Source organism: Acinetobacter sp. YH12201 (genome assembly GCF_013418145.1).
Taxonomy (GTDB): Bacteria; Pseudomonadota; Gammaproteobacteria; order Pseudomonadales; family Moraxellaceae; genus Acinetobacter.
Genome location: NZ_VPCP01000044.1, coordinates 1 through 12,340, shown reverse-complemented (window position 1 = coordinate 12,340; position 12,340 = coordinate 1). Strand labels below are relative to the sequence as shown.

General features: G+C 44.3%; 11 protein-coding genes and 1 pseudogene. 1 reads left to right on the top strand and 11 read right to left on the bottom strand.

What is annotated here, in order from left to right; all coding sequences use genetic code 11:
- The 3 genes and pseudogenes from tatC to tatA form a co-directional block, all read right to left on the bottom strand.
- Positions 1 to 780, bottom strand: coding sequence for a twin-arginine translocase subunit TatC (gene tatC / locus FTU91_RS09815; protein ID WP_180082058.1), 780 nt, complete (start codon positions 778 to 780; stop codon positions 1 to 3).
- Positions 781 to 983: 203 nt separating this feature from the next.
- Positions 984 to 1,241 (bottom strand): annotated as a pseudogene (tatB, locus tag FTU91_RS09810) (Sec-independent protein translocase protein TatB); the annotation flags it as partial.
- 6 nt (positions 1,242 to 1,247) lie between these two features.
- Positions 1,248 to 1,481 (bottom strand): twin-arginine translocase TatA/TatE family subunit, encoded by a 234-nt coding sequence (gene tatA, locus FTU91_RS09805; protein ID WP_086195402.1) that lies wholly within the window; start codon positions 1,479 to 1,481, stop codon positions 1,248 to 1,250.
- A gap of 192 nt (positions 1,482 to 1,673) precedes the next feature.
- On the opposite strand from tatA, the gene FTU91_RS09800 reads away from it, so the two are divergent.
- Positions 1,674 to 2,555, top strand: a complete 882-nt coding sequence (locus FTU91_RS09800) for a permease (protein ID WP_086195403.1) — start codon at positions 1,674 to 1,676, stop codon at positions 2,553 to 2,555.
- Between the two features lie 182 nt (positions 2,556 to 2,737).
- Here the strand turns inward: FTU91_RS09800 and rdgB are convergent, their stop codons facing one another.
- The 8 genes from rdgB to FTU91_RS09760 all read right to left on the bottom strand — a co-directional run bounded on the left by rdgB (position 2,738) and on the right by FTU91_RS09760 (position 12,039).
- Positions 2,738 to 3,364 carry an RdgB/HAM1 family non-canonical purine NTP pyrophosphatase gene (gene rdgB, locus FTU91_RS09795; RefSeq protein ID WP_180082057.1) on the bottom strand — a complete coding sequence of 209 codons (627 nt, stop codon included), beginning with the start codon at positions 3,362 to 3,364 and terminating at the stop codon, positions 2,738 to 2,740.
- 107 nt (positions 3,365 to 3,471) lie between these two features.
- Positions 3,472 to 4,059, bottom strand: coding sequence for a tetratricopeptide repeat protein (locus FTU91_RS09790; RefSeq protein ID WP_218944767.1), 588 nt, complete (start codon positions 4,057 to 4,059; stop codon positions 3,472 to 3,474).
- Positions 4,056 to 4,649 carry a methionine biosynthesis protein MetW gene (metW, locus tag FTU91_RS09785; RefSeq protein ID WP_086175817.1) on the bottom strand — a complete coding sequence of 198 codons (594 nt, stop codon included), beginning with the start codon at positions 4,647 to 4,649 and terminating at the stop codon, positions 4,056 to 4,058. The genes FTU91_RS09790 and metW overlap by 4 nt, the downstream gene beginning before the upstream one ends.
- The gene (locus FTU91_RS09780) at positions 4,649 to 5,809 is read right to left on the bottom strand and encodes a homoserine O-acetyltransferase (RefSeq protein ID WP_086195406.1); all 1,161 of its coding nucleotides are present in this window, start codon (positions 5,807 to 5,809) and stop codon (positions 4,649 to 4,651) included. The genes metW and FTU91_RS09780 overlap by 1 nt, the downstream gene beginning before the upstream one ends.
- Before the next feature lie 88 nt (positions 5,810 to 5,897).
- A complete protein-coding gene (gene leuA / locus FTU91_RS09775; protein WP_086195407.1) occupies positions 5,898 to 7,595 on the bottom strand; it encodes a 2-isopropylmalate synthase in 1,698 nt (565 codons plus the stop codon).
- Between the two features lie 268 nt (positions 7,596 to 7,863).
- Complete coding sequence (locus FTU91_RS09770; protein WP_257221708.1) at positions 7,864 to 8,958, bottom strand: alpha-hydroxy acid oxidase; 1,095 nt, start codon at positions 8,956 to 8,958, stop codon at positions 7,864 to 7,866.
- A complete protein-coding gene (locus FTU91_RS09765) occupies positions 8,955 to 9,638 on the bottom strand; it encodes a Fe2+-dependent dioxygenase (protein WP_086195429.1) in 684 nt (227 codons plus the stop codon). The genes FTU91_RS09770 and FTU91_RS09765 overlap by 4 nt, the downstream gene beginning before the upstream one ends.
- Positions 9,639 to 9,789: 151 nt before the next feature.
- Positions 9,790 to 12,039, bottom strand: a complete 2,250-nt coding sequence (locus FTU91_RS09760) for a catecholate siderophore receptor Fiu (protein WP_180082055.1) — start codon at positions 12,037 to 12,039, stop codon at positions 9,790 to 9,792.
- Positions 12,040 to 12,340: the final 301 nt, after the last annotated feature.

Here is a 12,340-nt window from a genome sequence, read left to right as displayed (position 1 = left end):
TTAAACGGTACGCCGGTTTTCCAGCAGCTTGCCTAGCCATAAACCCATTTCAAACAACAGCCACATTGGAACAGCCAGCATAATCATTGACAGAGCATCCGGCGGAGTAACAAACATCGCCGCAAAGAAGCAACCCACCACAATAAAGCGTCGTTTTTCTACCAATTGTTCGGTATTGACCAGCCCGATTAAAATCAATAACAAGGTAATCACCGGAATTTCAAAAGTAAATCCGAATACCAAGAACAGCTTTAAACAAAAGGCCAGATAGCTATTAATATCTGTCATTGGGGCAACGGTTTCGGGTGAAACACTGATGAAAAAATGCAAAATAGAAGGCAGAGCAACAAAATAGGCAAAGCTGATCCCTATATAAAATAGACAGATACTGCCGATCAGTAAGGGTAAAGCCAGATTCTTTTCTTTTTCATATAAGGCCGGTTTTACAAATGCCCACAGTTGATACAGGATATAAGGCATGGCCAATAACAAGGCCACAAAAAAGTTCAGTTTAAATGGGGCCATAAATGTTGCCGTGACATCGGTAGCAATCATGGTCGAGGTACTAGGCAACTGTGCGCGTAATGGTTCTGACAAAACTTGGTAGGTTTTATTGGCCAAAGGCAATAAACAAAAAAATAAGCCAATCAGTAAGGCCATCATTTTAAAAAGATGTTTACGCAATACCATTAAATGTTTGGTAATAGGCATTTCTTCAAGTGGTGGTTGCTGTTGCATTGCTAGGGGAGCGGGTAACTGGTGCTCTAGGGGAGTACTCATACGGCCACCTTTAACGGATTGAACTGTGTACTTGCAGGTATGTTATTTAATGGTGCGGGTTGAACCATTGTCTGCTTGGCACAATCCGGTATTTTTAGATAAATATGACAAGACTGTTGTGATTGAATAAAAATATAAACAGTAGAAGCATTTTTATTATGTGGCACTGCATTTTGTAAGATATTTTCTTTAGCAGGCTGAGATTGTTGTAGTTGCTGCATTTGAGCTTGCATTTTCTGTTCGAGAGCTTGAATACGCTGCATTTCCTGTTGCATCTGTTCACGTAATTCGGACACCCGTAACTCTCGGTCAATATCATTTTGCACATTGCTGATGGTGCGCTTGATTTTGGCGTACCATTTGCCAACAAAACGAGCAGCTTCCGGCAGCTTATCCGGTCCAAGCACCAATAAACTAATGATGCCAAAAGCCAGCAGTTCAGTCATACCGATATTGAGCATAACGTTTTAGCCTGAATGTGTTTTTGCTGTGGAATTAACATCTGCAGGATTGCCTTGATGTTCAATGGTACGCGGTTCATTTAATGCAGAAGTAGTGACTTCATCATCTTTGATCGATTTTTTAAAATCCTTAACGGCACCACCGACATCTTTACCCAGATTTTTCAGTTTGGATGTGCCAAACAATAAAATCACTACAATTGCAAAAATGACAACGTGCCAAATTGATAATCCTGCCATGAAAATATCCTCATTTTTATTGAGAACTATCTCAACAGGTCTGTATGACATTGCCGTGACGTTTCTGTTTCGGTTTTAAGACAAAGCGATTCATGGCTAGATGAATATGAAAAATGAGCCCTGCAAGATCATGTTTGAATATCAGCTGTGCTAGGATGGACTTCTTCAGTAAAAAACCAAGTTTGCACCCTCATGGCACTGATTCTTCCTCTTATTTCTTTTCTTGCCGGATATTGGGGAGTGCATGTTTTAAAGTCGATCCGGCCATTATTGGCAGCTTTGCTGGCCCGTCTCTTTATACCCCTGCTGATCATTTACAATATGGTGTTTTATAAAGAAGGCAGTTTGTGGCTGATCGGTTTCAGCTTGTTCAGTTCGATTATTTTCTTTAGTGGTTTTTATTATTTTCAAAAAGACAAATTACGTGCCCTGTGTTTTAGTTACTTGAATGGTGCGTGGTTAGGCCTTCCTTTTGCTTTAGCCGTCTTTGGACCGGAAGCCAGCAGCACCATTGTGGCCTTGTATATCGGCGGTTCTTTATTTGGCAATATCTGTGCAGTGATGGCGGTGAGTGAAACCCCGCAGGATAGGGGATTTATTATTAAAAATGTAATGCTTTCGCCCCCTGTTATTGCTTTGACCACGGCTGCTGTTTTGTCATTCTGGGACTTTAGCAGCTATGAATCTCATCCCGTAATACAGCTGATTTACCAGGCCAATAAAGTCTTGGTGACCTTTGCCGGTATGTGTGTTTTGGGTATGTGGCTGAGTAAGGTCAGGATTGGCTGGAGTGATTTGAAGCGTAGCTTATTGATCATCAGTAGCCGTATGCTATTGGCGGTTTTATTGTGCGCAGCAGCTTATCTGTTTTTGCCTATTCCGCATCAAATACTGACCTATGCCGTGATGTTGATGTTCTTTCTACTGCCGCCGGCGGCCAATATTGTAGCGCTAGAAACGCATTATCAGGGGACGGGTTATTCAGCAAAATATATTGCGTCGGGTACTGTGGCCAGTGCGATATTGATTGGGGTTTATGGTGGAGTGTTGCATGCGTTGGTGCCGGGTTTATAAAAATATAAAAAAGTCCTCTCTCCCTGTGGGACTGTGGGAGAGAGTTAGAGAGAGGGTCTAAAAGCTTTAGAGAAAGATAATTTTTTTCTATCCTACTAGGAAAGGTTTAGGGAGAGATGTATTTTAAAAATCCCTCACCCCAGCCCTCTCCAAAAGGGAGAGGGGGTAATAAGAGGCGGAAATTACTTCTCTAGGCTCGCTTTAAACAACTGCATTGCCTGACCGCGATGGCTGATTTTATTTTTATCTTCCTTACTCATTTCTGCACTAGAAATACCCAGTTCAGGCAACCAGAATAGCGGGTCATAACCAAAACCATTTTCGCCTCGGGGTGCTTCTAGCACTTCACCTGTCCAGATGCCCTGAAAAATTTGAGGCAGCGGATCTTCAGCATGCTGAACCAGTGCAAGTACGCAAACAAACATGCCCTCAATACTTTCACCTTCTTTACGCAGCGGTTTAAGTCGGGTTAACAATTTTTCATTATTGGCTGCATCATTGCCATGTTCGCCGGCAAAGCGAGCAGAATAAATACCTGGCGCACCACCCAGTACAGGAACACAAATCCCGGAATCATCGGCAATCGCCGGTTTGCCTGAAATTTTAGATGCATGACGGGCTTTAATAATGGCATTTTCAACAAAGCTCAAACCATCTTCAATCGCATCTTCAATATTCAGTTTGCCTTGAGGGATTACCTCAACAGGTAAATTTAGCTCGGCAAACATTTTTTCAAATTCAGCAATCTTTCCTTTGTTGTTGCTTGCCAGTACCAGTGTTGCTTGCGATAACCAATCTTGTGCAGACATTCTATAAAAGCTCTAATCTTTAAAATAAGTTCAATTTTACCTGAAATGGGGACTAACAATCAGCCAATAAAAAAGCACCCGAAGGTGCTTTATAGAATTATGCAGAATTACTGTGCCTGAATCCACTTGTCCGCACGGTCACGTGCCTGACGAATCTGATCCTGGCTCAAGTTGGCAGCCAAAGCGGTTTTCTTACCTTCAGACAGTGAAATCACTTTATTGTCGAGCATACCGTCACGGGTAGACAATTCATACCACTGATATGCGCCAACATAGTTTTTCTTTTGTTCTTCCATCATCGCCAAGTTAAAGCTGGCACGGTTATCGCCACGGCTTGCTGCTTTTTCAAAATATTTACGTGCTAAAGCTTCATCTTTTTTGGTGCCAATACCATCAGCCAGCATACGACCGACATTCAATTGTGCAGCAGTCAGACCTTGATCGGCAGCAGCTTTGTACCAGGAAAAAGCTTGCTGCTCATCCTTCTGGACCTCTCTGCCTTGCTGATATCGGGTACCGAGATAAAATTGTGCAGCGGGTTGACCGGCTTTGGCAGCTTTGGTCAGGTTGTTAATATCCATAACAGAATACTGCGCAGCCTGGCTCGAAACCGATGCCGTAGGTGCAACATATTCTGCATGGGCTTGAATGCTAAACAGTCCAGCCAATAGTGTGCTTAATAATATTTTTTTCATAGTGCGCTCACTCGATAAATAGCGACTTCACCAAACAGATTCGGGATATGTTTACTGAGTAAACTACCTTGCTGATCCCCATTCACGGCAAGTCGATTAATAATCCGGATATCATTTTCCGCACACAGTGCTTCAAAATCACGGAAAGTACATAAATGAATATTTGGCGTGTTATACCACATATACGGTAAAGCTTCCGAAACCGGCATCCTTCCTTTTAATGCCAAGAAAGACCGGGTCTTCCAGTGGGCAAAGTTAGGAAAGGTGATAATCGCCTGTTTCCCCACACGCACCATATCACGCAATAATACGTCTGGTGCATCTACAGCTTGCAAGGCCTGTGCCATCACCACATAGTCAAAGGACTGGTCTGCAAAGCGGCTTAAACCGAGGTTTAAGTCTTGTTGGATAATATTTAACCCCCGACTTACCGCAATTGCAATCTTTTCCTGATCAATTTCTAGGCCATATGCACGAATATTGTGCTTTTTGCTCATATGGGCCAGCAGTTCGCCATCGCCACAGCCTAAATCCAGCACGCTGGAATCGGGCTTAATCCATTTTTCTGCCAGTTGATGATCGATACGCATTACACAGTCTCCTTAGGTGTGGCTTCGAGGTGTTCTGCACCACCTAAAAATGCACGTAATGATTTAACGTAAAGCGGAATCGGAAACAGGAACGAGTCGTGACCCTGTTCTGCATCAATATCGACATAGCTGACAGGTTTATGGTTGCTAATCAGGGCATCGACAATTTCTTGTGAACGCTGCGGGGTAAAACGCCAGTCTGTGGTAAAGGACACCACCAGAAACTTACACTTGGTATTGGCCATGGCTTTTTTCAAGGACTGCTCGTACTCGCGTGATGGGTCAAAGTAGTCCAGCGCTTTGGTCATAATCAGGTAAGTGTTGGCATCAAAGTTACGACTGAACTGCTCGCCCTGATAACGCAAATAACTTTCCACCTGAAATTCGACGTCAAAACCATACATAAATTTGCCTGACTTCAGGTCACGGCCAAATTTTTGTTTCATGGCTTCTTCAGACAGATAGGTAATATGACCGACCATACGTGCCAGAATCAGCCCGCGTTTAGGATAGCTGTCATTTTCCAGATAACGGCCATTATGGAAGTCGGGATCAGACAGAATCGACTGACGTGCCACTTCGTTAAAGGCAATATTCTGTGCCGATAGTTTTGGAGCACTGGCAATGATCACGCATTTTTTTAAACGCTCTGGATAATCCACCGACCATTGCAAAGCCTGCATGCCGCCCAGAGAACCGCCAATAATGGCATACCAGACATCAATGCCCATACGGTCAGAGAGCAGGGCCTGGGTTTTGACCCAGTCACGCACGGTGACCAGAGGAAAATCCGGTCCATAAGGACGGTTGTCATTTTCCGGATTGGGAGAAATCGGGCCGGTCGAACCGCTGCAGCCGCCAATATTATTCAGGGCGACGACAAAGAATTTAGAGGTATCAATGGCTTTACCTGGTCCAATACATGCATCCCACCAACCCGGTTTGCGGTCATCTTCATGATGATAACCTGCCGCATGGTGATGGCCAGACAAGGCATGACAAATCAGAATGGCATTGGATTTGTCGGCATTGAGTTCGCCATAAGTTTCGACCATGAGCTCAAAACGTGGAAGAATTCGGTCACATTCGAGCTCTAACGGCTCTTCGAAAATAAACTTTTGCGGGGTAACTAAGCCCACTGAGTCAGCTGGAAAAGACACAGGAAATTTTCGCCTTAAATCTTTAGGATGAATAACAAAAGGATACCACTTGTGGGTATCCTTTCTAAAGTTTTTTATTTGATAAAGCTTATACTGCAGCAGCAATGACCTGATCTGTACTTAATACACCCTGATCAATCAAGCGGTTGGTGCAGGCAATAATCGCTTCGATAGATGAGGTCACGATGTTGTCATGCACTCCAGCACCAAAGGCTGATTTACCGGCACCTTTGACCTGAAGCTCAACCAAGGCCAAGGCTTTGGCATTTGCACCAGAACCGATACTGCGTTCTTCATAGTTCAACACATCAATTGGCAACTGTAATGCGTTCAAGATGGCTGAGATCGGTCCATTCCCTTCACCACGCAAGTGCTGAACTTCGCCGTTTACTTCAATATCTAACTCAATGACTTGATTGCCATTTTCATCGGACAATTTATAGTTTTTGGCAGAGTAATGGGAATCTTTCACGGCTACATAAGTATCTTTAAACAATGCCCAGATGTCTTGTGCAGAAACTTCTTTGGCTTGCTCGTCAGTCACCTGTTGAACCACTTGCGAAAATTCAATCTGTAAACGACGCGGCAACACCACGTTGTAATTGGATTCTAACAAGTAGGCAATACCACCTTTACCCGACTGTGAATTCACACGAATCACGGCATCGTAATCACGGCCCAAGTCTTTAGGATCGATTGGCAAGTAAGGCATATCCCAGATTTCTTCATTTTTCTGGAATTCAAAACCTTTCTTGATGGCATCCTGATGTGAACCGGAGAATGCGGTGAAGACCAAGTCGCCTGCATATGGATGGCGAGGGTGGACTGGCAAGCCGGTGCATTCTTCCACAGTAGCAATAATTTCGTTAATGTTGGAGAAATCTAGGTGCGGTGCAACACCTTGGGTATACATGTTCAAGGCCACAGCTGCCACATCGACGTTACCGGTACGTTCGCCGTTGCCAAAGACACAACCTTCGACGCGGTCTGCACCCGCCATAATCGCCAATTCAGTCGCTGCGATACCACAACCACGGTCATTGTGGCAGTGTACGGAAATAATCACACCATCACGACGCTCGATATTGCGGTGCATCCACTCGACCTGGTCGGCATAGATATTCGGGCTAGATACCTCTACGGTTGCAGGTAAGTTTAAAATGACTTTATTTTCAGGTGATGCTTCCCAGATTTCAGTCACGGCATCACAGGCTGCTTTCGCCACTTCCAATTCGGTTGCAGAGAAACATTCTGGACTGTACTGGAATACAAATTCAGTTTCAGGATATTGTGCTGCGTATTGTTTCACTTTTTGAGCAGCATTAATTGCTAACTGACGTGCACCTTCTACATCCACGTTCAAGACTTTTTGACGGAAAGTCGGAGAGTTCGAGTTGTAGATATGCACGATGGCACGTTTTGCACCGACCAAGGATTCGAAAGTACGCTGAATTAAATGATCACGCGCCTGCACTAAAACTTCAATGTACACATCATCCGGAATATGACCTTCTTCAATCAATTTACGGGTGAAGTCAAAGTCAATTTGCGATGCAGACGGGAAGCCAATTTCAATATGTTTGAAACCAATTTTCACCAACATCTGGAACATTTTGAATTTTTGATCCATATCCATCGGTTCAAAAATGGCTTGGTTACCATCACGTAAGTCGGTACTCATCCAAATTGGCGCTTTGGTAATTTCGTTATTTGGCCATTGACGGTCTGGCAAGTCTACACGCTGGTACATGCGACGATATTTTTTACTTGGATCAGCCAACATCATGAGGTAACTCCTTGAGTAGCATGGGTTGCTTTCAGTGGTAGATCACGGCAACGTACTACGAATATAGATTGTGTCTATTCTATTAATTTGCAAGCTGGGTACCTAAAAGGATGGGTCGAAAGTTATAAAAAAACCATCAATTCCTATTACTTGGCTTTATCGCAGCTTTTGCAAAGCTATAACTTAATCTTACTGGATTTATTCTGGAAATATTTTTCTTTTTTTGCATATAAAACTGGAGTGTGGGAAATATTTTCCATAAGCAGCACTATTTATGGAAAATATACTCATCAGTGATGTCATTTAGCGTGGCTGTTCCCATTAATGCCATGGTAATCTCAAATTCTTCCTTCAGTATTTTAATCACATGCGCCACACCCAATGCTCCCGCAGTTGCCAGTCCATAAATATAAGGACGCCCGATGAAAACCGCCGCAGCGCCCAGGGCAATGGCTTTAAACACATCTGAACCACGGCGAATCCCGCCATCGTATAGCAGCGGAAAATCGGCCGGCAGCACTTTTTTAATCAACTGCAATGCAGTCAGTGGAGGAATGCAAGTATCTAATACACGACCGCCATGATTGGACACAATCAGGCCTTGTACGCCGTGCTGTATGGCCAGCCGGGCATCGTGCGGATTGACGATTCCTTTTAAAATAACGGGTAATGAGGTCTGTTGAACCATCCAGGCAATATCCTCCCAGGTGGGTGCAATTTTCATCAAACCATTAAATACGGGATGATCTCCCTCGTGCAGTTCAGGCAAGGGAATATGCGCCGCTGTATGCGGATGCTGCATGCCTTCCGGCAAATGGAAAAATACCCGGCGTTCACGGTCACGGATGCCAGTATGCGGTGAATCCACGGTAATCACCAAGGCTTTAAAATTCTGTTGTTCTGCCAGTTTCACCAGCGCCAGCGATTTTTCCCGGTCACCTTGCCAGTACAGCTGAAACCACTTGTATGGATTGTCCTGTTTCAGTTGGCGCATGTCAGTATTGCTAAAGGTACTGAGTACCATGTTGCTGCCCAGCACTTCTGCCGCCAGTGCGGTTGCTGCTTCAGCTTCAGGATGGAACTGTTGTTGGTGTCCAATCGGGGCCAGAAAAATCGGGTGCGGATATTCCTGCCCTAAAATTTTACAGCGGGTATGACCTTGGGTCAGGTCTTTGAGCATGCGGGGTAGTAGATGAATCTGTTGAAACTGATCCAGATTGTCGCGAACACTGACCTCATCCATAGAGCCGCCTTGCAAGTACTGCCACACCATATCAGACAGATGCTTTTGCGCCTGAATTTCATAATCGGCAATAGTTTGTAAATAGGCCGGAATCTGCGAGAGGGGAGCAACGGTTTTCATAGATCTCCCCATTGGCGTAATAAATTATGATAGTGACTGGTCAAACCTAGAATTTCTTCGCTATCGCCAATCTGCTGGCGTAATTGAATAATGTTCATATCCAGGTTAAACAGCATGCTGCGCTGCCAGTCATCTTTGACCATGCTTTGTATCCAGGTACATGCCGCAATCCGTTTGCCTTGGGTCACCGCTTCCACCCGATGTAAACTAGTGGCCGGGTAGAGTATGGCATCTCCCGCATCGAGCTTTACTTCATGACTGCCATAATTGTCTTCCACAATCAGTTCACCGCCTGCATATTCATCCAGTTCAGATAAAAATACGGTGATGGAAACGTCAGTCCGAATGGCTTGTCCAATGCTGCTGGAATATTGCACGGCATTATCAACATGATTGCCATAATGCCCCTGATCCTGATAGCAGTTAAATAAAGGCGGAAGAATATGCTTGGGCAATGCCGCAGATTTGAGCAGGAGGTTGTGTTGTAAGGCCTGAAGAATTTTGGCCGCAAAGGATTGATAAGCAATGCTGTTGGGATCAATCTGTAGATTATTTTTTATTTTTTGTGCCTGAAAGCCGGCACTGTGCTGACCCTGAATCCAGGCCTGACTGTTATCTAATTGTTGTCGTAGCTCGACAACCTGCTGTTTGCTTAGAATTTCAGGAATATGTAACATCATCAGCTTGATCTGCATCCCTAACATTAATTGGATTCAAAAATAAATCATGTAGTGCATTAGGTACAGTTGCTATTTCATACACGAGGAGTCAACAGTCACTAAATCTAACACACTATATTTATACTCAATCTGCTAAGACTTGGCGAATGGCTTAAAACTTATAGTTAAAGGTTAAAGCTGCAGAACGCGGTTGTCCTAATATCACACGGCCACCGCCATTATTGAGGGTACTGATGTATTCCTTGTCTGCCAGATTATAGACATTCAAGTTGACCGAAGCGTTCTTATTCAAGCTGTAGCCCGCCATGGCATCAAATACCACATAGCCTGGAATGTTAGGCATATTCGCCGCTGCCGTGCTGTCGGTAATGACACGTTTTTGTTCGTCTACATAGCGCGCACCCAAGCCCAGTTTAAAGCCGGAAACATCATAAGTAGACCATAAGCTTGCAGTCCATTCCGGTGACCAGCGCACATTGTTGGTTCGGGTAATTGCTCCTGTGGTTGCATTCACGCTGAGCTGATCTTCTTGTTCAGTTTTCATATGAGCCACGCCGGCAGATACATTCCATGCATCCGTGATTTTGCCCACAGCACTCAGTTCAACCCCTTTCACGGTCGTTTTACCTTGTTGAATGGATTCTTGGGTAATGGCATCCTGAGTAAACTGGTTTTCATTTTCAGTGTAATAGGTAGCAGCATTGAGTGCCAGTTGATCATTGAGCAAATCCCACTTGGTGCCAATTTCATAGTGATGGGTTTCTTGCGGTTTGGCAGCAGCACTGTTAATTCCGGTTGCTGAAAGGCTAAAGTTGGCGCTTCCCGGAGGAGTCAGGGATTTGGCATAAGAAGCATATACGCTACTTTTAGCCGTAGGTTTAAATAGGCCTCCCAGTTTCCAGCTGACCAAGGTGTCATGTGCACCAAAACTAGCAGGGACCAAGCTGCTGCTACCCGATGGCAAGGTCAAAGCATCATATTCGGTGTCGTAATAGTCGACCCGTACTCCACCATTCAGCTGGAAGCGCTCGCCAAATTTAAGCGTGTCGAATAAATAGGCGGCAGCTGTATCAGTTTCACCATGGGTATAGCCCCCATTATACATCAGGCCGGGCATTGCTTCATTGCGATCTGGATCATAAAGATTGGCCCAAGATGTGGCTACTGTCGCTTGACCCGGCATTTGCGTAGCCATAGTTTTCGTATGTTGCTGTTCTTTTAAAAATTCCAAACCTGCAACTACATCATGCTCAATGGCACCGGTTGTTAAATTCAGGTTCAAAGTACTCTGGTTAGCAAGAATCTTATTTTCCTGATTGACACCCTGACGTGAACGGTTAACTTCCCAGTCTTTTGGATCATTTGAACCATTGGTTCTTAAACCGGCTGAACCGGTATTTATCCCGGTTAAAACACGGTTCATACTGGTTTTACCCAAACGGGTGATGTTGGTCAGTTTGACCTTTTCAGCCAGATCACTTTCGATCTTTGCCGTATACATATCTGCATGGACATCTTCATGGTCATCGACGTGACCATAAAAGTTTTCGCGATTCACTTTAGGTGCTGAAGCTAAAGCAGAATCGGCATTGTAGAAACCCTTCATGCCAATAGTTGGGATACCGCCATCCGGAATATTGCGTTGACGAATATGCTGTGAATAGAGATACAGGCGGGTATCGCTATCCAGGCCAAAAGCAATCGAGGGTGCAATGGCCCAGCCGTTGTTTTCAATAAAGTCGCGGCCTTCAACGCCGCCGTCCTGTCCCATGGCATTTAAACGAACTGCAATGCCATCATTAATTACCTGATTGATATCAGCAGTCAGGCGGGCATGTTCTGCAGTATTGTAAGTGGCAGAAACTTCACGGCTATTTTCAGTCTGTGGTAGTTTGCTGACCAGGTTGATATACCCTGATGCTGCACCACGACCAGCTTCCGCACCAGAAGGGCCTTTGACCACTTCAATCTGTTCCAGGTTAAAGACATCGCGGGTGACTGCACCCAAATCGCGAATACCATCGACATAGGTAGAGGTTTGAGTCGAAAAACCGCGCATTTGAAAGGCATCGCCGGCACTGGTATTGCCATTTTCACCCAGTTGCAGGGTAATTCCCGGTGTGTTTCTTAAGGCTTCAACCAAAGACGTCGCACCTTGTTCTTTTAATAGTTCTTTTTTAATCACGGAAACGGTTTGCGGGGTATCGACCAGTGGCTGGGTATATTTTGGGGAACTGACGCTATCGGCTTTATATTTATTTTCCGCTTTAGATTCCACGGTAATGGTTGGCAGCTGGGTGACACCATTGCTTGCTGCTGCATGAGTCATGAGCGGGAACGAGGCTGCTAAGGCAACCAGTTGAGCATTTCTGTGGTGTTTACGGCTTTTGATTTGTGCCATGGTCAGTCATCCCTAGTTTCGTATAAGACAGAATTCCAATACTGTTTTGCAACTTTTGTGGTCAGTAATCTGGAACTAAAAGTGGATAGATTGTTATGGATTGTAACAATGGTGCAAATATTAATGATAATTATTATTATTTGCAATAAATTTATAGAAGATTATTCGTTTTTATCTTTGTACACGACAAAAAAAGATAACTCATTGAAATAATGGCATAATACTTGTTTTCTGACGACGAATATGATGACACATTTCAATGAGTTACATCTCATCTTAAACAAATATCTAAAGTGGAACA

Coding starts and splice junctions, on each gene's coding strand:
- tatC (WP_180082058.1), bottom strand. CDS start 780: ATGAGTACTCCCCTAGAGCACCAGTTACCCGCTCCCCTAGCAATGCAA.
- tatA (WP_086195402.1), bottom strand. CDS start 1,481: ATGGCAGGATTATCAATTTGGCACGTTGTCATTTTTGCAATTGTAGTG.
- FTU91_RS09800 (WP_086195403.1), top strand. CDS start 1,674: ATGGCACTGATTCTTCCTCTTATTTCTTTTCTTGCCGGATATTGGGGA.
- rdgB (WP_180082057.1), bottom strand. CDS start 3,364: ATGTCTGCACAAGATTGGTTATCGCAAGCAACACTGGTACTGGCAAGC.
- FTU91_RS09790 (WP_218944767.1), bottom strand. CDS start 4,059: ATGAAAAAAATATTATTAAGCACACTATTGGCTGGACTGTTTAGCATT.
- metW (WP_086175817.1), bottom strand. CDS start 4,649: ATGCGTATCGATCATCAACTGGCAGAAAAATGGATTAAGCCCGATTCC.
- leuA (WP_086195407.1), bottom strand. CDS start 7,595: ATGATGTTGGCTGATCCAAGTAAAAAATATCGTCGCATGTACCAGCGT.
- FTU91_RS09770 (WP_257221708.1), bottom strand. CDS start 8,958: ATGAAAACCGTTGCTCCCCTCTCGCAGATTCCGGCCTATTTACAAACT.
- FTU91_RS09765 (WP_086195429.1), bottom strand. CDS start 9,638: ATGATGTTACATATTCCTGAAATTCTAAGCAAACAGCAGGTTGTCGAG.
- FTU91_RS09760 (WP_180082055.1), bottom strand. CDS start 12,039: ATGGCACAAATCAAAAGCCGTAAACACCACAGAAATGCTCAACTGGTT.